This window comes from Peptoniphilus harei, from assembly GCF_016726485.1.
In the GTDB taxonomy this organism is placed as follows: Bacteria; Bacillota; Clostridia; order Tissierellales; family Peptoniphilaceae; genus Peptoniphilus_A; species Peptoniphilus_A harei.
This window is the reverse complement of record NZ_CP068103.1, coordinates 1,039,024-1,058,727: the sequence shown is the minus strand read 5'-3', so window position 1 is coordinate 1,058,727 and position 19,704 is coordinate 1,039,024. Positions and strand designations below refer to the sequence as shown.

Annotated in this window: 18 protein-coding genes and 1 tRNA gene; 3 read left to right on the top strand and 16 right to left on the bottom strand. The window is 34.4% G+C overall.

The window, feature by feature from the left end; translation table 11 throughout:
- Positions 1 to 51: 51 nt before the first annotated feature.
- The 8 genes from I6I93_RS04945 to folE form a co-directional block, all read right to left on the bottom strand.
- Entirely contained in the window at positions 52 to 2,580 is a 2,529-nt protein-coding gene (locus tag I6I93_RS04945) for a ribonucleoside-diphosphate reductase subunit alpha (RefSeq protein ID WP_112889660.1), read from the bottom strand.
- Between the two features lie 287 nt (positions 2,581 to 2,867).
- Complete coding sequence (locus I6I93_RS04940) at positions 2,868 to 4,625, bottom strand: copper amine oxidase N-terminal domain-containing protein (RefSeq protein ID WP_112889659.1); 1,758 nt, start codon at positions 4,623 to 4,625, stop codon at positions 2,868 to 2,870.
- 1,219 nt (positions 4,626 to 5,844) lie between these two features.
- Positions 5,845 to 6,564 carry a hypothetical protein gene (locus I6I93_RS04935; RefSeq protein ID WP_112889658.1) on the bottom strand — a complete coding sequence of 240 codons (720 nt, stop codon included), beginning with the start codon at positions 6,562 to 6,564 and terminating at the stop codon, positions 5,845 to 5,847.
- Between the two features lie 15 nt (positions 6,565 to 6,579).
- Complete coding sequence (locus I6I93_RS04930; protein ID WP_112889657.1) at positions 6,580 to 7,077, bottom strand: hypothetical protein; 498 nt, start codon at positions 7,075 to 7,077, stop codon at positions 6,580 to 6,582.
- Positions 7,074 to 7,652, bottom strand: a complete 579-nt coding sequence (locus tag I6I93_RS04925; protein WP_112889656.1) for a glycoside hydrolase family 73 protein — start codon at positions 7,650 to 7,652, stop codon at positions 7,074 to 7,076. The genes I6I93_RS04930 and I6I93_RS04925 overlap by 4 nt, the downstream gene beginning before the upstream one ends.
- Complete coding sequence (folK, locus tag I6I93_RS04920) at positions 7,642 to 8,460, bottom strand: 2-amino-4-hydroxy-6-hydroxymethyldihydropteridine diphosphokinase (RefSeq protein WP_112889655.1); 819 nt, start codon at positions 8,458 to 8,460, stop codon at positions 7,642 to 7,644. The genes I6I93_RS04925 and folK overlap by 11 nt, the downstream gene beginning before the upstream one ends.
- Before the next feature lie 10 nt (positions 8,461 to 8,470).
- A complete protein-coding gene (locus tag I6I93_RS04915; RefSeq protein WP_112889654.1) occupies positions 8,471 to 8,950 on the bottom strand; it encodes an HD domain-containing protein in 480 nt (159 codons plus the stop codon).
- Between the two features lie 10 nt (positions 8,951 to 8,960).
- A complete protein-coding gene (gene folE, locus I6I93_RS04910) occupies positions 8,961 to 9,515 on the bottom strand; it encodes a GTP cyclohydrolase I FolE (RefSeq protein ID WP_070701494.1) in 555 nt (184 codons plus the stop codon).
- A 165-nt stretch (positions 9,516 to 9,680) separates the two neighbouring features.
- On the opposite strand from folE, the gene I6I93_RS04905 reads away from it, so the two are divergent.
- Both I6I93_RS04905 and I6I93_RS04900 read left to right on the top strand, forming a co-directional pair.
- Complete coding sequence (locus tag I6I93_RS04905; protein WP_112889653.1) at positions 9,681 to 11,051, top strand: D-alanyl-D-alanine carboxypeptidase family protein; 1,371 nt, start codon at positions 9,681 to 9,683, stop codon at positions 11,049 to 11,051.
- 78 nt (positions 11,052 to 11,129) lie between these two features.
- A tRNA-Arg gene (locus tag I6I93_RS04900) sits at positions 11,130 to 11,206 on the top strand.
- Between the two features lie 204 nt (positions 11,207 to 11,410).
- On the opposite strand, the gene cutA is transcribed toward I6I93_RS04900, so the two are convergent.
- Complete coding sequence (gene cutA / locus I6I93_RS04895; RefSeq protein ID WP_070701491.1) at positions 11,411 to 11,740, bottom strand: divalent cation tolerance protein CutA; 330 nt, start codon at positions 11,738 to 11,740, stop codon at positions 11,411 to 11,413.
- 114 nt (positions 11,741 to 11,854) lie between these two features.
- Here cutA and I6I93_RS04890 point away from each other — a divergent pair, with 114 nt between their 5' ends.
- A complete protein-coding gene (locus tag I6I93_RS04890; RefSeq protein ID WP_070701489.1) occupies positions 11,855 to 12,187 on the top strand; it encodes a phage holin family protein in 333 nt (110 codons plus the stop codon).
- 350 nt (positions 12,188 to 12,537) lie between these two features.
- Here I6I93_RS04890 and I6I93_RS04885 read toward each other — a convergent pair whose 3' ends face one another.
- The 7 genes from I6I93_RS04885 to mnmE form a co-directional block, all read right to left on the bottom strand.
- Positions 12,538 to 12,954 carry a hypothetical protein gene (locus I6I93_RS04885; RefSeq protein WP_070701487.1) on the bottom strand — a complete coding sequence of 139 codons (417 nt, stop codon included), beginning with the start codon at positions 12,952 to 12,954 and terminating at the stop codon, positions 12,538 to 12,540.
- Positions 12,954 to 13,844: a PhzF family phenazine biosynthesis protein gene (locus I6I93_RS04880; RefSeq protein ID WP_070701485.1), complete on the bottom strand. Its 891-nt coding sequence runs from the start codon at positions 13,842 to 13,844 to the stop codon at positions 12,954 to 12,956. Before I6I93_RS04880 ends, I6I93_RS04885 begins: the two co-directional genes overlap by 1 nt.
- Positions 13,845 to 13,846: 2 nt before the next feature.
- Entirely contained in the window at positions 13,847 to 14,698 is an 852-nt protein-coding gene (locus I6I93_RS04875) for a ParB/RepB/Spo0J family partition protein (protein WP_112889652.1), read from the bottom strand.
- On the bottom strand, positions 14,691 to 15,446 hold the full coding sequence (locus I6I93_RS04870) for a ParA family protein (protein WP_070701482.1): 756 nt from the start codon (positions 15,444 to 15,446) through the stop codon (positions 14,691 to 14,693). Before I6I93_RS04870 ends, I6I93_RS04875 begins: the two co-directional genes overlap by 8 nt.
- Before the next feature lie 250 nt (positions 15,447 to 15,696).
- Complete coding sequence (gene rsmG, locus I6I93_RS04865) at positions 15,697 to 16,389, bottom strand: 16S rRNA (guanine(527)-N(7))-methyltransferase RsmG (protein WP_112889651.1); 693 nt, start codon at positions 16,387 to 16,389, stop codon at positions 15,697 to 15,699.
- Entirely contained in the window at positions 16,379 to 18,283 is a 1,905-nt protein-coding gene (gene mnmG / locus I6I93_RS04860) for a tRNA uridine-5-carboxymethylaminomethyl(34) synthesis enzyme MnmG (protein WP_112889650.1), read from the bottom strand. Before mnmG ends, rsmG begins: the two co-directional genes overlap by 11 nt.
- Before the next feature lie 6 nt (positions 18,284 to 18,289).
- Positions 18,290 to 19,669, bottom strand: a complete 1,380-nt coding sequence (gene mnmE, locus I6I93_RS04855; RefSeq protein WP_112889649.1) for a tRNA uridine-5-carboxymethylaminomethyl(34) synthesis GTPase MnmE — start codon at positions 19,667 to 19,669, stop codon at positions 18,290 to 18,292.
- Between the last annotated feature and the right edge of the window lie 35 nt (positions 19,670 to 19,704).

Below are 19,704 nucleotides of genomic sequence, written 5' to 3'. Positions count from 1 at the left end.
CGACTTTATAAATATTTGTGACTTCATAAAAATTTGTGACATATCAATATTTTATGATGCACAATAGTCGCAATCTTCAACCTCTAAAGACTTACTTCTCACATAATAAACTGACTTTAACTTTTCCTTGGCTGCCTTGATATAAAGGTTTAGGATCTTTCTCATTGTGAAGTCCGTTGTTATATAGAAGTTAATGGACTGAGCCTGGTCAATGTGCCTTTGCCTAATGGCAGCAGCTTCAATTACAAAATTTTGGTCAAGTTCATGGGCATTTTCATATAGCCAGAAAGTTTGTGGAGTTAGGTCTGGTGCCACCCTAGGAAGGATTGATCCCTTCTTCTCTTCTAGGAAGTACCTATTCATAACTGGGTCGACTCCTGCACTTGTTGCGGCAATAATCGAAGTTGAACCTGTAGGGGCAATGGCCATTATATAGCCATTTCTAAGTCCATTTGCCTTCACATCTTCTCTAAGTTTGTTCCACTTTTCATCCTTGTAGTCACGAAGGTCGAAGTAGTTTCCATTTTCCCAATCAGAGCCTTCAAAGAATTCATAAGATCCCTTCTCCTTGGCAATTTCCATAGAAGCAGTAACTGCGTGGAAGTTGATCCTTTCATAAAGGTCGTCTGCCCACTTCAAGTGCTCATCTATGTCAGAAAAGGCCATGCCAGCCTTAACAAGGGCGTGGTGGTAGCCAGAAGTTCCAAGACCTATGGACCTGTACTTCCTGTTTGTCACCTTGGCATAAGGGATTGGGTAGTAGTTTAGGTCGATAACATTGTCAAGAGCCCTTACTGTAGTTGCAACAATATCCTTTAGCTCCTTGTCATCTTCAAGGTCAATATTTCCAAGCACAAGAGAAGCAAGGTTACAAACAACAAAGTCACCTGGCTTAGTCTTTGTCACAATAACTTCGTCCCCATCTTCAGTTTCTATTGTAGTTTCTAGAGTTTCAATGGCAGACATATTTTGCATTATTTCTGTACAAAGGTTTGAAGAATAAATCATGCCAACGTGCTTGTTAGGGTTCATCTCGTTTACATTGTCCCTGTAGAAGGCAAAAGGCGTTCCAGTTTCTGTAAGTGACTTGATAATAAGTCTAACTAGGTCCTTGACAGACATCTCACGACGGGAGATAGACTCATCTTCAATACATTCCCTGTATTTTTCTTCCCATTCTTTGCCGTAAAAGTCCTCAAGAGCATAACCCTTCTTTGCAAGGACTTCGTGAGGGTCAAACATATACCAAGTTGCATTGATGTCCTTCTCTGCCAATTCAAAGAATAAATTTGGATAGGAAATAGCAGGGAAGATGTCGTGGGCCTTCATCCTGTCGTCACCATTATTGGTACGAAGTTGTAAAAATTCTGGGACGTCCTTTTGCCAAACATCAAGATAGCAAGCAACAGAACCTTGACGAACTCCCAATTGGTCAACAGCAACAGCAGTGTCATTGGCAAGCTTTATCCATCTTATAACGCCACCAGCAACTCCCTTGAAACCCCTGATGTCAGAACCAGTGGCACGAACCTTGCCGAAGTAAAGCCCCATTCCACCACCGTGCTTAGAAATTTGGGCAAAGTTATCAATAGAACGATAAATTCCCTTTAAAGTGTCTGGTACTGTGTCAATAAAGCAGGAAGAAAGCTGATTGTAAGGCTTTCTAGCATTGGACATAGTTGGCGTGGCAACAGTGACCTTTAGGCTAGAATAAATGTCGTAGAACTTCTTGGCCCAGTAAATCCTGTTTTCCTCAGGTATAGCAAGGTGCATGGCAATCCCCATAAACATCTCTTGGATAGATTCCACAAACCTGCCGTCGTGGCTCCTTATAACATATCTCTTTATTAGAAGGTCAAGACCAGAATAATTTAAGAGATGGTTTCTTGAATTATCAATATATTCTTCCAGTTCAAGGATCTCTTCCTTAGAATAATTTTCTAAAATATATTCGCCGTAAAGACCCTTTTCAGTTAAGAAGACAATCTTTTCGTAGAAATTATTGATCTTAAACTCTTCTAGATTGGCCTTGATTTTCTTTTCAAGGTCGTAATTCAAGAAGAGGGCTGCAATAAATTCCCACCTAGGAGCATCTTTGTCAGTAAGTTCACTTGCCGCCTTAATAATTTCAGAAAGGTAGGCGTCTTGACTTTGGTCCTTCTTCACAAAGGATTCAAACTTCTTGTAAAGTTTTTCAAGCTCGTAAACCTTTGGGTCGTAGTTCTTTCTCACAAACTTCAAAATCTTTAGGACCTTGTCGTCAGTGATATAGTTGGCGAACTTGTCCAAGATTTGTCTCTCTTCAGAGTGTCTATTCCTGTAAAGGATGTAGGCCTTTACAACTTCAATTTCCTTTTCATCAATTAGCTTTAGCTCAACTAGGTCCTGAATCTCTTCAACAGTTGGAGGATTCTTTGGATCATAGTTTTTTAGTAAGCTTTCCTTGATATCAAGGGCATAGGCGCCTATTACAGAATCAACATAATCTTTTCCCACAGAGTCAAAGGCCTTTTCGATGGCATTTTTTATCTTTAAATGGTCGAAATCAACCTCTCTCTTATCTCTTTTTAATATTTTCATAAATCCTCCATATAGTAGAATTTTTATTTATAATTTTTCAAATACTACTATATATTATCATAAACAAAATTTTATAAATAGCTTTAAAGTGGAGAAAAAATAATCTTAATAATTTGTTTTTTATTATAAAGCTGTGACTTTTTTTATTTTACAACCTATCTTATATAAAAACTCACTTCAAGCTAGACTCATAAAAAAAGAAGCCTGACTTGGCTTCCTTGTTAAAATTAATATGTGTTTTGAATACAAAAAATCCCAAGAGGCTTGCTCTTGGGATAATTTTTAACTTATTTTACAACTGAGAAAAGAACTTTTGCTACTTTTTCAGCAGATTTTTCTGTCTTTTCAGCTACTTTTTCTTCTTTAACTTCTTTATTTTCTTTCTTGTCAGCTTCTTTAACTTCTTCCTTGTCTTCTCCTAAAATTTCTTCCAATTCTTTTTTGTTTTCTTCTTGGTATTTCTTTAGAAGTTCAGGGTTCTTGTCAAGTTCAGCCTTAGCTGCAAGGATTTTTTCTAATTCTTCGCCTTCATAAAGTTCTTTTAAAGTTTCAACAATTTCTTCATCTTTTTGGCCAGTTGACTTCATTGAAGCAATCATCTTGTAGTTATCTTCTTTTTCGATTTCTGCAAGCTTAGCTTCTAATTCTTTTTCAGTCATGTTAAAGATGTCAACTATTGGCATTCCTTCGTTCTTGTCGTATTTAACCTTATAACCAAAGGCTTCAGATACGAATCTAACTGGGATATAAGTCTTGTCCTTGACAATAACTGCTGGAGAGTCAAGTGCAACTTCTTTTCCATTTACAAGGGCCTTGTTAGAGTCAATTTTTAAAACAATCTTATCATTATCTTTTGTAACTGTTACAGTTCTGTCTTTTCCATTCCAATCAACTTTTGCGCCAATTTTTTCATAGAAAGCACGAGCTGCTAGCATAGTTCTGTCATTCATAATCTTTGGAAGAGCTTCAGGATCTTCAAAAGTGATGTCTTCGCCATTTACTCTTACTGTTACAAGACTTACTTCTGGCATAATTAACTTCATGTATTCTTCTGTAGTTAATTTTTTAACTGAAGTTGGGAAGTTAATTTTTACATTTTCATCTTTTACAGTGTCCATTTTTCCCTTAACAGAAACTTTTACGAAGTCTGCAACATTAACTTGCATTGCTAGGTCTTGGACAAGTTTGTTTTCTTCAAAAGTTGTCTTTTGAGAAATTTTTGATCCCTTGATCATTTCTTTTATGCCCTTAGCTGCTTCTTTAAGGTCTTCTGCCTTGTATTCCTTGTTAAGTTCTTTGAAGTCTTTTCTTTCTTCTTCATCCATTGGAAGGCCAGCCTTGTCAATGATTGCTAGGGCAGATGTTGAAACTGCGTCCCAGTTTTTCATAACGCCATCAGCTGACTTTATGAATTCATCAATTATAGCGTCACTGCTTGCATCTAATGTGTAAGTGTTGCCTTCAACCTTGAAGTCAATTTCTTGTTTTATGTCCTTTGTTGCAAGGTTCATTAGATTGATTAGGTCAGTCTTAAATTCTTCTGAATTAAAGTATTGGGCAGCCTTTGGTGAAAGACCATTTTCTTCATCTGCAATTGAGATGTAGTCTTCCTTGATGTCCTTGAAGGAGTCGTTTCCAAGTGCAAAGATGTCCTTTGAAAAGATAACTTCATTGCCCTTTACATAAAGGTCCATCTTGATAACATCAGGCACGTCCTTGTTAAGGCCAGCAATTTCTTCTTGGTTATCTGACATTTTTGCAATTTCTTTTTTGAACTTTGAGAAGTCCATATTCATTACAACGTGGGCCTTGTCTTTTCCCACTTGTTCGCCCTTTAGACTTACAGGGAAGTTAATCTTCATTACTTCTTGAGTTTCAGGATTTTTTACTTCAACATTGTATTCAAGTTGTCCAGAAACTTTTGAGCCCTTCCAGTCTGCTACCTTTTGGGATGCGTCTAGATAGGCTGTTGTGTTTGCACTACAAGCACCAAGTGTTATGGCTGCAATAAGTACAAGAAAAATAGTTAAAATTTTCTTTTTCATAATATACCTCCTATTTGTCCTTTATTGTATTATAAAAGAAAAATCATTTCAACTAAAAGACTATTACAAAATGGCTTACTTGCATGGATTACGAAGTGTCAATATAAGAATATATTATTCTTAATCTGACTTATTATTGTATTTTGCCTTTTATTTTGTGTTTTTCTTTAATAATCTATTTTATAAAAAAGATCTTTGTCTAAATTATTTAAATTTTTATAATTTTTTTAATTATATCTCTATATAAATGTCTTTAGAGTCTTTATGATTAAAAATTTCATATAAAACTTAATTAATAATATTTCATCTTTTTTAATCTATAGTGTATATACCTTATATTTACACTATAGCCCCGTAAAATTATTTTGTCAAGTTTTTTATAAATTTTTTATAGACTTTCTTTATAAAATTATTTTACTTCGGTTTTTTCTTAAATTATTACTAGATTAGCTATTTTTTTAAGTTAATTTTTGTTTTTTATCCACAATTTTTCTTATCTTATCTACATTTGTTGACTAGGGAAGTTAATTATAATCAACAAGTCTATTTTTAAAATTTTATTTTATCCTTATCCTTTTTATAAACTAGAGATTTATATTTATCGACGTTTTTATTATTAAGTCACTTTTTTATATAGCTTTTGAAATTTTATAAGACTTATAAAATTTTATAAGACTTAAAATAAAAGTAACATCTAGCTTCAATATAACAAAAAAGTATGAACCCAACAAGCAAATAGGCCGCAACTTTTGGTTGCATCAAGCTTTATTACTAATTTTGTTAATTTTTTAATTAAAAATAATTTTAGTTTTATTTTATCTTGCCAAAAGATATTCCACTAATAAAAAATTTTCTAGTAATCTATAAAATATTAAATCTAATTTTTAATAGTAAATAAATTTTATTTTAATTTTCATAGAAAGTTTTAAAAGACCAAACTTCTCAATAATTTAAAAATTAAGTAAAACAAAAAAGAGACCCACTTGGATCTCTTGATTTTAAAATTTTCAATTGTTATGTAACTATAGCTCTATACCTCTTAAATTAAGCATTCAACCTTTAGCACTAAGCTACTTTCAAATGAGGTACTTTGCTACCTTTCCCTTGCGGGATAAAATAAAACTTGTCATTGGAATCACCTTTTCTTAGTTACCAATTTGTTTTCTCTAGCTAGCTTACTTATAGTATAGAGGACTAAAGTTAATTTGTCAATGTTTTCCTAAAAGTTTTTTATCTTTTTTAAATTTATTTTATTCTCGTCAATTTTCCCTTCATTTAAGGCCTTATTAATTTCAATAATTGCCTGATTTGCAGAGTTTAGCGACCCAATATTAACTATATAGTTCTTTGAGCCTTCCTTACCCTTTATTACGATTTCATTATTTTTTGACTTGGAAATAGATTTCATGTCTTCATAAGGGAAGTGGTGGTTACCAATTACAAGGCCCTTGCCATAGGATCCCACAACTGTTCCAAGCCTGTCCTTTCCATCTCTAAAAGATGATTTAGAGGGAATATTGTAGATTATTGTGTCCTTGTCTTCTCTATTTGGGAACTTACCATTTTGTAGGTTGTATATAAATAGTAAAAATAGTCCAATTAAGAATAATGGGTTTGCCAAGAAATTAATGACCTTGTTGTCTCTCACATACATTTGTTGGAAAAAGTATATGTTTACAAAAATCAAAAATCCTATGTAGACAAAGATATTTAAGTTGTAAGTCTTCTTTCTTATATTTAGGTCCTCAAGCTTTAGGATTCCCTTGTACTTTGATATGAAGTCCACTGCTGTCATCATAAATAGGTAGTTTACAATGGCCCACATTATTGAATAAATAACAGAACCATTGCCCAGTTCTGATTCTAGACCAGAGAACTGGAGTCCAAAGGGAATTATTGCTGATATTATGAGGACTATGTTAGATGTTTTTTTGTTCAATTTTTCTCCTCTTTCTTATTTTTTCTTCTTTTTCTTTTTATTGCCTTTTATCTTTTTCATGTTTTTATTGGCTTCTTCTTTTTCTGCTTCAATTTCTTCGGCAACCTTGTCGTTCTTACTTAACATTAGCATAGTTCCAAAGAAAGCAAACATGTAGATTCCAAGGTTTATAAACATTTTCTTTAGGTCATTTTCTATGATTAAAAGATCATCCTGGCTAAGTCCTGTAAGATTTTTATACCTAAAATAGGATATAGCAGAAAATAAAATCATTAAAATCACCATATAAATGAAAACTGATTTTGTGTCCTTGTATCTTTTTTCATCTACAAAAAAGAAGACAACCAGGGTTGATAGAGACACTATCCCCAGTAGGATTGCCAGAGTTTTAAAATTAAAAACCTGGATAAAACTTCCTGTATCTAACTTGTTGTACTTAAATACAAGAAAAACTAGGGAGAGAATAATGATTATTATACTGGTTTTTAGCCATTCTTTCTTATCTTTTGTCAATTGGTCACCTCGTCATACTTATCCAGCCCATATTTTTCTATGACTGATATTATTTTTTCTGCGTAGGAAGGGTCTGTTGCGTAGCCGCCTTCTTTTATATACTTGGCTGCTTCCTTGTAGTCCTTGGCAGTCTTTACCTTTTCATACCTCTTGGCTGTTGTAAGGAGCTTGGCATAATGTTCAAAGGACTCTTTCTTGGAGGAGTACTTCTTGAAGTTCTCCATGTATCTTCCACTTTGTCCCTCAACATATTCTTCAGTTTCAAAGACTATGCCTTGGTCCCTTTTTACTGCCTTTATGCCAAAGTAATTGTTGTATTCTTGGGAAAGCTCAGACCTTCCCCAGTTGGACTCAAGGATAGACTGGGCCATCATTACAGATGGGAAAAGGCCATGTTTTTTAGCCATCCTTGTGGCCAATTTTTCTGTATCCTCAATATAGGCTTGTCTGTAATTCATCTCTTCTTGGGCTCTTTTTTCTGAAGTTGATTTTATTAAGAGTCCCATAAAAAAGATAATTCCCAAAAATGCCAGGATAATCATAAGGCAGCCGCAACCTGCCCTCTTATTTTTCATCTTTCACTTCTTCATAAAGCTTACTTATTTTTTTATTTAAAATAGGGTGAAAGTAGTTTGGCATAAGTTCATTTAAGGATTCTAAGACAAACTCCCTCTCTGCGATATAGGGATGAGGTACTATCAACTCATCTGTGTAGTGGATTTCCCTATCTATAAAGAGGATATCCAAATCAATTGTCCTTGCTCCCCATTTTTCATGTCTAACCCTGTCTAGGTCAATTTCAATTTTTTGTAAAATGTGAAGAAGGTCGTGGGGATCTTCATAGGAAGACACCTTTACAACTGTATTTAAAAAGTCTCCTTGGTCAGTCTTGCCCCAAGCCTTGGTTTCTATAATAGAAGCTTTTTCCAGGACCTTAAGGCCTGCTACTTCCATTTTTTCTAGGGCAGACTTAATATAGCCTTCCCTATCTCCAAGATTTGTCCCAATCCCAATATAGTAGTCCCTTCTCTTCTTCTTGCAGCGAACCGATGCTGTATCTAGGGGAAGGTTAATTGGGGCCCAGGGTTTTTTTATTGTGAGGTCAACAGTTTCTGCCATTTCATAGTTATCAAAGATGAATTTTGTCATCTTATAGGCAAGAGTCTCAATTAAATCTTCAGTTTCATTTTTAAAAAGATCATAAAGTTCATGGGACAACTTTCCATAGTCAATGGACCTGTCTAGGTTTTTTTCTATGGCACAGTCCCTAAAACTCATCCCAATTTCTGCACTAATTAAAAATTTTTGGCCAAGTTTATTTTCTTCTTCAAAAAGTCCATGGTTGGCATAGACTTCTAGGTCTTTTATCTTGATAAAATCCATAATACTCCCATCAATAAATTATTGTGTGATTTTTCTTGTTAAAGCTCCAATTGCATTCCTTGTAGGCAGGACACCTAAAGCAGGGCCTCGAAAGTTTGTCTGCCCTGTAAAAGATATTGAAAAATTCATCTTCTGCCAGGTCCTTGCTCCTGTGGGCTCCTATGCAATTTAGGATTCTTTCCTTTTCTTCATCTGAAAAATCTGTTAGCTTTAAAATTTCTCTAGCAAGATCAACTGAGGCAATGGCGTGATTTATCCCTTCTTTTATTTCAATTACCCTCCCCAAGTCGTGGAGGAGGGCTGTTGAATAAATCATATCCTTGTCTACATCTACATCTTCTTCTAGCTTAAGGATGTAACAAATCCTTGCAACTGACACAAAGTGTTCGTAGTTGTGCCTGCAAAAGAACCTGTCCCTTTCAAGATATTCAAGTTCATTTAAATATTCATTATAAATCTTGCTCTTGAGAATAAGGTCTGTATTTTTCATTAAAATCTAATTAAAATTCAATTAGTCTAAAGGCTTCTTGTTTTTGCTTTTCGTCTGTTTCAAGAATTCCTCTAGCTACTGATGTTACAGTCTTTGAGCCAGGCTTTTTAACCCCTCTCATGTTCATGCACATGTGCTCTGCTTCTATAACTACAAGAACTCCCTTTGGTTCAAGATACTTCATCATGGCATCTGCAACTTCTATGCTAAGTCTTTCTTGTAGTTGTGGTTTTTTTGCATAAGTTTCTACAGTTCTTGCAAGTTTTGAAAGACCTGCTACCTTTTCATTTGGGATATAGGCAATGTGAGCCTTTCCGTAAAATGGTAAGAAGTGGTGTTCACACATTGAGTAGAATTCAATGTCCTTTACAACAACAATGTTGTCTTCTGTTATTTCAAAAGTTTTGGATAGATGCTTTTCAGCAGTTTGTCCAAGTCCTGCAAAAACTTCTTCATACATTCTCGCAACTCTTGCTGGAGTTTCTAAGAGACCTTCTCTATTTTTGTCTTCTCCAATTGCTTCAATTATCATTTCAACAGCTTTTTCTATTTTTTGTTTATCCATATATAGTCTCCTCATAGATTATTTTAAAATTTACAAATTTCATTATATCATATTGCCCTTACAATGATAATAATTACCCATAAGTTAGAAGTTTATCCAGGCCTATAAAGTCTACTTAATTTACAATTTATTTATAATTTGATACAATATTTCCCGAGGTGCATGATGAAGAAATTACTTCTATATTTATCTCTTGGACTTGTGATTTTTTCTGCTCCTATAAATGTTTTGGCAGAAGAAACAAAAGCACCAATTGATAATATAAAGGCAACTAGTGAAAATACAACAGATGCCACAGATACAAATGCTGAAGAAAAAGAAATTGATCCAAATACAATTAGAAACCAAAATATTTTAGTCCCTACAAAGGAAGGTGTCCAAAAGGCCAACCTTTATGAGGCTGAAAAAATAAAAAAATTAGAAGAGGTCCCTCTAGAAGGCCTCACTAAGTCTTACTTATTGGGAGATTATAAGTCTGGTGAAATCTTAGAAGGTCATAACCTAGATGAGATTCGTGCCATGGCATCAACTTCCAAACTTGTTTCAATATTTGTAGTCTTAGATAAAATCCAAGAAGGATCCATATCCCTTAATGACGAAGTTGAAATAGATAAGGAGGCCGCAGTCCTAACAGGATCTTCCTTTAAGTTAAAAGAAGGCGACAAGGTCACAGTGGAAAAGCTAATTGAAGCTTCCATGGTTGTATCAGGTAACGATGCAATCACAGCTTTAGGTAAGCATGTGGCAGGTTCTACAGATGCCTTTGTCAAGATGATGAACGACAAGTGTCAAGACTTAGGACTTAAAAATGCCCTAATGGTAAACCCAACAGGACTCACAAATTATGAAATCCTTGACTATAACAAGATGACAACTAGGGAAATGTTTAAGCTTGCATCAGAACTTATAAAATTTCATCCAGAGATTTTAAAATACACTTCTATAACTAAGTTAGAAGAGCCTGAAAGGAATTTTATAGAATACAACACCAACCCAGTCCTTGGCATTATCCCTGAAGTTGATGGTCTAAAGACAGGTTACACCAATGCAGCGGGCAGGTGTGTAATCTTAACTGGACTTGAAAAGGGTGTTGACGACGAGTCAAAGGACATGAGGCTTATTGGAATAACTACAGGTTCCAACTCTGACTTTGAGAGATTCGTTGCCTGCAAAAGACTTATGACAAAAGGCTTCGAAGACTACGGCTACAATGCCATTGGTGACACAGAAAAGGAAGTAAGGACCATAGAAGTCCTCCACTCTCAAGATGAAAATATCCCAATTTATCAAAAGGAAACTGGCTACATACTTTCTAAGTCAGGAGATAAGTACAGGGAAATGGTTGAGATAAATGAAGACCTTAAGGCACCAATCGAGGCAGGTTCCTCAGTTGGTAAGATATCCTTTTATAAGGGTGACAAGCTAGTCTTTGAAAGTGACTTAATAGTTAAGGACAAGGTCTATGAAAATGGAATAATCAATAAATTTAAGAGGGTCTTTGAAGAAATTTTTGTAAATATTGAGAAGGCTGCTTAAGTTAATAAACTAAGATTTAAAAAGAAGTGTCATAAAATATTGACACTTCTTCATTATTTATATACAATAATTTTATAGGTCTACGTAGCTCAGTTGGATAGAGCACACGCCTCCTAAGCGTGGGGCCGGAGGTTCGACTCCTCTCGTGGACGCCACAAATCACTTGCATTAGCAGGTGATTTTTTTATGGAAGTTTTTTTCCTATTTCAAATTTCTTTAGATTTCAATTTTTTGATCATAATAAATTGGCTCTAGCTTTATATTTTTTATAAATTTTAAATTCACCAAGTAGAATTAGTCACAAAATATTTTTTGTTTGATTTTCAATTTCTTTGTCTATATTTTTATTAATTCTACTTTTATATCTCCAAATTCAAATCTATTAATTCAATTATATTTATCACTGGAACTTCATAGGGATGATTTTCCCTTATAATTTTCATAGCTTCCTCTAAATCTTCTCTTCTTATCCTAAATTCTAACTTAGATTCCTCTACTTCTTCAACTTTATTTAGGCTTCCTATATAGGGGTTTGCCCCTTCAATTGGCCTAAAATGACCTTTAACATATGTTTCTGCATAACAATAGTCATAATTTTCTTCTTTTAAGAAACCTTTTTCGTTAATTTTATCAATTAATTTTATGCTGTCTTCTCTTGGGATAAATACTTCTATTTTCACGTGTTTCATGGTCTACCTCCTCTTATTTTTATACCACAAATTGTCTTGGATAGATATAAATTTAAATATAAATTGTTTAATTTCCATTTCCTTGGTTATATATTAAGTAGGGAGGAATCATTTATGATTAGTTTAATTATTAAAGTTTTAGTAAGTGGATTAGCTGTTTTACTAACTTCTGCACTTTCCATTGGAATTCAAACAGACGGTTATTCTACAGCTATTATGGCAGCTATTGTAATAGGAATTTTGGACTGGGCAATCAATAAGTTCACAGGAGTTGACGCTTCACCATTTGGTAGAGGTGCAGTAGGATTTGTTGTTGCAGCAATAATTTTATTCATCACAGGTCAAATTGTTGATGGATTTACAGTATCAGTTCTTGGTGCTGTTGTTGGTGCTCTTATCCTTGGTATTGTGGATTCATTCCTACCAGTTGACAAAAAAACTATGTAATATAAAAAAGACTCGACCTAAGTCGGGTCTTTTTTATTAAAAATATAGTCTAAGAAAGGGAGTAATTCTTATCTTAGACTATATTTTTATGAAATTTATAAAGAAAAGAGTTTTTTTAAGTTATTTCTGTGGATAAGTGCCCTTCCCTTAGTTTTTTACTTAATTTTCAAGCTTTTTTATCCACAATTTCCTCTTCTTATCTACAAATGTTGATTATAATTCGCAATTTTCTCTAAAAATAAGAAATTGTTAATAGTTTTTAGATTTTTATTTTTTATCAACAAGCACTTAATATAAATTTATCCACAAATTTTTTACAATAAAAAACCAGTGAGCATAAGCCACCAGGTTTATCTTCCATATTTTTCTATTATTTCGTCAATCATCTTAGAGTTTCTTGAACTTACATTGTAATAAATATTGTTAACCCTAATAGTTAGTCCAGTCTTAACAAAGGAAATCTTGTTGCCACTTGTGAAATAAACATTGATGTAATTTGCAATTTCGCCATTGGTATCCTTGTTGGCTTGTTTACCCCTTAGGCTGTTTAAGTCCTTACATATCTTAGTAACTATTTTTCTATCCTTAATTGTCTTCATATTGCCAGTTTTAAAGCCTATTATCTCGATATAATCAACGTCTCTTGGGTTTATATCTACTATCTTATTTCTAGAAGATACTAGGCTACCTCCAAAAAAAACTAGGATGGCAAAGAATATTACAAGGACTAACCTTGATCTATTTGATTTTTTCTGTCTTCTTCCCATTATAAATTTATAACTCCATTCATAAATACGTAGGCCCTTCCACCGACCCTTATTTTCTTATCATTTTTTCCCAGGCTAGTTATAACCTTTGAAACTCTTCCAATATAATCTCCTTGAGTTGCTAAAATAGAGTCGCTCTTTGCAAGGTCATTTGCCTTTAGGTAGTGCATTGTGGCTGCAGTTGATGTTCCACTGCCAAATTCTTCGTCAGCACCTATAATTGGTGAGAAGGTTCTTTGTTTAATTTCTTTTCCATCTTGTGTTGTAAAAGCATGGATGGAAATTATCTTTTCTTCTCTAGAAATTTTTATTGCTTCATCTCTACTTAGGCTAATAGACGATAAAATCTCTTCATTTTTTACTGGAACAAGGATATCACAGGTTCCTGTGGATATTTTCTCCATATTTAAGCTTTCTTTAATTTCTAGACCTATATCATTAGGACCTAAATTTAAAGCTCTTAAAACGCCTTCTGGGGCCTCGTATTTTTCCCTCAATTCAACATTTAAATTCATATAGACATTTTGTATCTTAGAATTTTTGTAATCAAGCTCTACTGGAATCTTTCCAATCTTTGTATGTTGGATAATATTTTTTACCCCATCTTCCTTGGACATGATGTATTCATTTTCTGCAAGGGCATAAAAAGTTGCAATAGTTGCGTGACCACAAAGGTTGATTTCTCCATCTGGTGTGAAAAATCTTGTGAGATATCTATCCCTATCTAGTTGTCTAACAAAAACTACAACAGATTGATTTATATCCATTGCTATGTTTTTCATCTCTAGGTCTGTGAGTCTTCCATCATCTATGACAACGCCTGTAGAATTTCCCATAAATGGCCTGTCTGAAAAGGCTGATACTAGGTATATTGTGTAAAATCTCTTCATATTTAATCCAACTCTCTAGCCAAAATTAGATCAAGAATCCTAGATAGGTCTTCTTCTCCATAATATTCTATTTCGATTTTTCCAACCTTACCTCTTTTTTTGAAATTAACCTTTGTTCCAAGAGACCTTTCCACTTGGCTTCTCATGTCTTCTAAGAATATGTCTTCTTTTTCTTGAACCCTTGGTTTTTTTACACTTTTCTTGTTGTTATTTACAGGTAGAGAGTCTTTTATAATCCTCATGGCTTCTTTATATTGCTTATCTCCATCCTTAATAGAAAGAAGTTTTTTACCATGGGATACAGATATTTTTTCTTCTTCAAGAAGTTTTAAGACTCTTGGGTCAAGATTTAATAATCTAATAGTGTTACCTATATATTGTCTAGATTTGCCTATTTCTTCTGCAAGTTCCTTTTGTGTGAGATCTTGTGAATCTAGTAGGTGCCTGTAACTCATGGCTTCTTCAACAGGGTTTAAGTCCTTTCTTTGAATGTTTTCTATTATAGCAATCCTTGAAGATTCATGGTCAGTAATATCTTTTACAATTGCTGGGACTTTTTCTAAACTTGCAAGTTTTGCAGCCCTAAATCTTCTTTCTCCAGCTATAATCTCATACTTATCTTCTTTTTTCTTCAATAAAAGTGGTTGGATTATACCGTATTTTTCAATCGAAGCTGCTAGGTCTTTTAGGTCTTCTTCATTAAAGTTCTTCCTAGGTTGTCCCTCGTTTGCAACAATATCAGAAGTGCTAATTTCCATAAGTTTGGAGCGTTCTTCTTCTATAACTTCTCTTATTTTTTCACTGGAATTTAGAAAGTTTCCAATTCCTCTTCCTAGACCCTTTTTCTTAGTCATTTATCTCACCTATAACTTCCTTGGCAAGGTCTGTGTAAGCCTTAGCCCCCTTAGAACTGCTGTCATAGTCGTATATGTTCATTCCATAGCTTGGAGCTTCAGCCAATCTTACATTTCTTGGTATAAAAGTTTTAAATACCTTGTTGTCAAAGTGCTTTTGAACTTCTTCAACTACCTGGTTAGATAAGTTTGTCCTTCCATCGAACATACACATTACAACACCTAGTAGGCTCAAGCTTGGATTAAAGTTATCCCTTACAAGGGTCATAGTGTCCATAAGTTGAGATACTCCTTCAAGTGCATAATATTCACATTGGACTGGCACTAAAATCTTATCACTTGCCACAAGTGACATCATTGATAGGATTCCAAGAGAAGGTGGTGAATCTATAATTACAAAATCATAATTGTCCTTCACCTTATCTATCATCTTTTTTAATTTAAATTGCCAATCTTCGTGCCTTGCTAGTTCTATCTCCACTCCAGCAAACTCCGAGTTTGATGGGATTATATCAAGTTTTGAAAAACCTGTTGGATATATCGAATCCAATTCTTCATCTATTAAAAAATCGTAAATCATATTGTCAAATTCATATAGACCAAGGCCCGATGTAGCATTTCCTTGGGGATCCATGTCCACTATTAGAGTTTTTTTGCCTCTTAGAGCCAATGCTGAACTTAAATTTATGACTGTGGTGCTCTTTCCAACACCACCCTTTTGATTAAAAACTGTAATTACAACAGACATATTCTTACCTCATTTCTATATAATTAATAATATCATGTTTAAGAAGCATTTTAAAGATGAGGAAAGTATTAGTGCAAAATTTTTATTCTAATTTTAGCCTCATGCTCTACGTAGAGCACAAATAATATTTATACTAAATGCTCTACGTGGAGCATAATAATTTATCGAAATATTAAGTTTTATTGCAAGCAAAAAGGCTCCACGTGGAGCCTTAATTTTTTCTTTGTGTTTGTTTGTGTAAATAACTAACTTATAGGGGAGACTTCCTAGGTTTACCTTCACCTCTTGGATATTTCTTGTCAGTAGCTTTTACCTTTTTTATTACAATTATATAGTGATCAATATCATTAGGTAGGGGAGTGTGAATTACATCTTCAACTTCTCCACCCATAACTTCTATTGCTCTTTTGCCATTCTTAATTTCTTCTTTATACTCTGGTCCTTTTTGAGATATGAAATATCCACCGACTTTCACAAAACCCATTGCATATTCTGTAAGAGTTGATAGGTTGGCCACAGCCCTTGATACCGCAACATCAAACTGTTCTCTATATTCATCTGTCCTTGCAACTTCTTCTGCTCTTGCATGAACTGCCCTTATGTTTTTAAGGCCTAGGTCTTCTATAACTCCATCCAAGAAGTCAATCCTCTTTCTTAGGGAGTCTAGTAGGGTTACATCGAGCTCTTCATTGTAGAGTTTTAATGGGACTCCAGGAAATCCTGCTCCTGTTCCAATGTCTATAATTTTTTCACTTCCGCTAAACTTTCCAGTTTTTATAAGGCTTAGGCAGTCCAAAAAGTGTTTTACATTAAACTCATCATCTTCAGTTATTCTTGTAAGATTTGTGTGTTGGTTATAATCTAGGATTAATTTTTTATATCTCTCATACTTATCTATATTTTTTGTATCAAGGTCATATTCCTTGAAATAATCAACTAACATTTTTTCTCCTCATTTGTTCTAAGTGGATAAGAAGGACATTTATATCAGCAGGTGAAACTCCAGTTATTCTCGATGCTTGACCAATAGATTCTGGCCTAATATCAGATAGCTTTTCTCTTGCTTCAATCCTAAGACCATCTATAGCCTTGTAGTCAAGGTTCTTTGAAAGCTTCTTATTTTCAAGCTTTTTAAATTGTTTGATTTGGATTTCTTGCTTCTTAATATATCCTTCGTATTTTATTTCTATTTCTATATTTCTTATTACATCTTCACGGACAGGAGGTCTATCTGGATCAAAGACTTCTAGTTTTTTATAATCAAGTTCTGGCCTTTTTATCATTTCATAAAGACTAAAGGAATTTTGAGTCTCAGTAGATCCAAGTGACTCTAAAATCTTATTGTTTTCAGCAGTTGGGTTGATTTGAATCTTCTTAATTCTCTTTATTTCATCTTCAATTGCCTTTTTTCTGTATAGGTAACCTTCATATCTCTCATCATCTACAAGACCAATTTCCCTTCCTCTTTCAGTCAATCTGAGGTCTGCGTTGTCTTGTCTAAGTGTTAGCCTGTACTCTGCCCTTGATGTCATCATCCTATAGGGTTCACGAGTTCCCTTGGTTACAAGATCATCGATTAAAACGCCTATATAAGCTTCAGACCTATCTAGGATAAAGGGATCTTTTCCTTGGACCTTTAGAGCTGCATTGATACCTGCAACTATGCCTTGGGCTCCTGCTTCTTCATAACCACTGGACCCATTTATTTGTCCTGCAAAGAAAAGACCTTCATAGTCCATGTGTTCAAGACTTCTCTTTAAAAGAGTTGCATCAATGGCATCATATTCTATGGCATAGGCAGGTCTAAGGATTTTGCAGTTTTCCATCCCAATTATTTCCTTGTAAAACTCTTGTTGAATTTCAACAGGTAGGGAAGAGGAAACACCTTGTATATACATTTCATCAGTAGTAAGTCCTTCTGGCTCAATAAATACTTGGTGGGAATCCCTGTCCCCAAACCTCATAACCTTGTCTTCAATAGATGGACAATATCTTGGGCCCTTTCCCTCAATGTCTCCAAGGGCCAAGGCAGACCTTTCAATATTATCCCTTATAATTTCGTGACATTTCTTAGTTGTGTAAGTAAGGTAACAAAGTTCTTGGTCAATATCATATTTCTTATCAATATTTAAGAAGGAAAATGGAATGATTTCTTCATCTCCAGCCTGTTCCTTCATAACAGATAAGTCAATAGAACTTCTTAGGACCCTGGCTGGTGTACCAGTTTTAAGCCTTTGAAGTTCCATTCCAAAATCTTCTTCCAAACTAGAAGAAAGGTGGTTGGCAGGTCCAAAACCAGATGGACCAGATGAGAAGTTAACTTCTCCCATAAAAATCCTTGCCCTAAGATAAGTTCCACTGCAGATTACAACAGCTTTGGTATTGTATTTTGCACCATTTCTTGTCAAAACTCCACTTACCTTATTACCTTCTTTTAAAATTCTTATAGCTTCATCTTCCACAAGATAGAGGTTTTCTTCATTTTCTAGAACTCTCTTCATCTCTTCGTGATATTTTCTCTTATCAGCTTGAACCCTAAGCGAATGAACTGCAGGTCCCTTAGATGTGTTTAGCATCTTAGATTGGATAAAAGTTTTGTCAATGTTTTTAGCCATTTCTCCACCAAGTGCGTCAATTTCACGAACTAGGTGGCCCTTTCCAGTTCCTCCAATATTTGGATTACAGCTCATTTGCGCAATTGAATCTAAATTTATACATAATAGGAGAGTCTTTGCACCAAGTCTTGCAGAGGCAAGGGCAGCCTCACTGCCAGCATGGCCTGCTCCAATGACTACTGTGTCAAAGTCTCCCGCTTCATAATATTTAACGTCTGACATCTTTACCTACTTTCCTATACAAAAATCAGAAAATACCCTGTCTAAAATATCTTCTGTTGTAATTGTTCCTGTTATTTCAGAAATGTGGCCTATTACATTTTCTAGGTCAACTTCAATTAAATCTAAAAAGACCTTTTTCTTTAAGCTCTCATTTACCTCTAAAAGAGATTTTTTTGCTTCCTTTAAGGCATTTATATGTCTTAGATTGGAAAGGACTGAATCAGAGGATATTTGAAGTTCTCCGTCAAAGAAGAGGTCAATAATTAGGTTTTCTATCTTTTTTACTGACTCATTTTCCATTACAGAAAGTCTCAAATAATCATCCTTGAAGTATTTTTTTATTTCTTCATCAGAAATCTTTTGTTCCAAGTCATCCTTATTTAAAATAGTGATGTGCTTCTTGTCCTTTATTAGATTTAAAATTTCTTCGTCGTCCTTGTCAAACTCACGAGAAATATCAAAAATTGCAATAACAAGGTCAGCTTCCTTTAGCTTTTCTCTGGCTATATTTACACCAATTTTTTCAACTTCATCGTCAGTTTCCCTGATTCCTGCTGTATCTGTGATCTTCAATAGGACACCATCGAGGTTTATATAGTCTTCTATAATATCCCTAGTTGTTCCAGCAATATCAGTGACTATGGCCCTGTCATATTTTAAAAGACCATTTAAAAGAGAGGACTTACCAACATTTGGTTTTCCAAGGATAACTGTGTTTATTCCATCCCTTAAAAGCCTTGAATTCTTTGAATTATCTAAGAGATTATCCATCTTATCAAGGATTTTGTTGGACCTTTCAATAAGGTCATTATAGGCAGCATCCTCAATATCCTCATCTGGAAAGTCAATGTTTGCAACAATTAGAGCCTGCATAGATACAAGTTCGTCCTTTAATTTATTAAGAACTTCACTCAAGGCACCACTTAATTGATTTAAACCCATGTCAAAAGACAAGTCAGTCTTTGCCTTAATCATGTCAATTACGGCTTCTGCTTGAGTTAAGTCAATTCTTCCATTTAAAAAGCCCCTCTTAGTGAACTCACCTTTTTCAGCAAGTCTTGCACCTTTAGAAAGAATTAAGTTAAGAATCCTTTTTACAGATACCACACCACCATGGCAGTGGATTTCAATAATGTCTTCTGCTGTATAGGAGTGGGGTCCCTTCATCTTAACAACTAGGACTTCATCGATTTGTTTATCTCCGTCAACTATATGACCGTATAAAAACTTCCTATTTTCAGCCTCTGCCATCTTTTTTCCACTGGCAGATTTGAAAATTTCATCTATTATATTAATTGAATCATCGCCACTCATTCTTACTACAGCAATGCCGGCCTCGCCGATTGCTGTAGAGATAGCAGCTATTGTATCATTTAAATTTCCCATTTTATCATTCCTTTTAGATTATATTACTACAATTA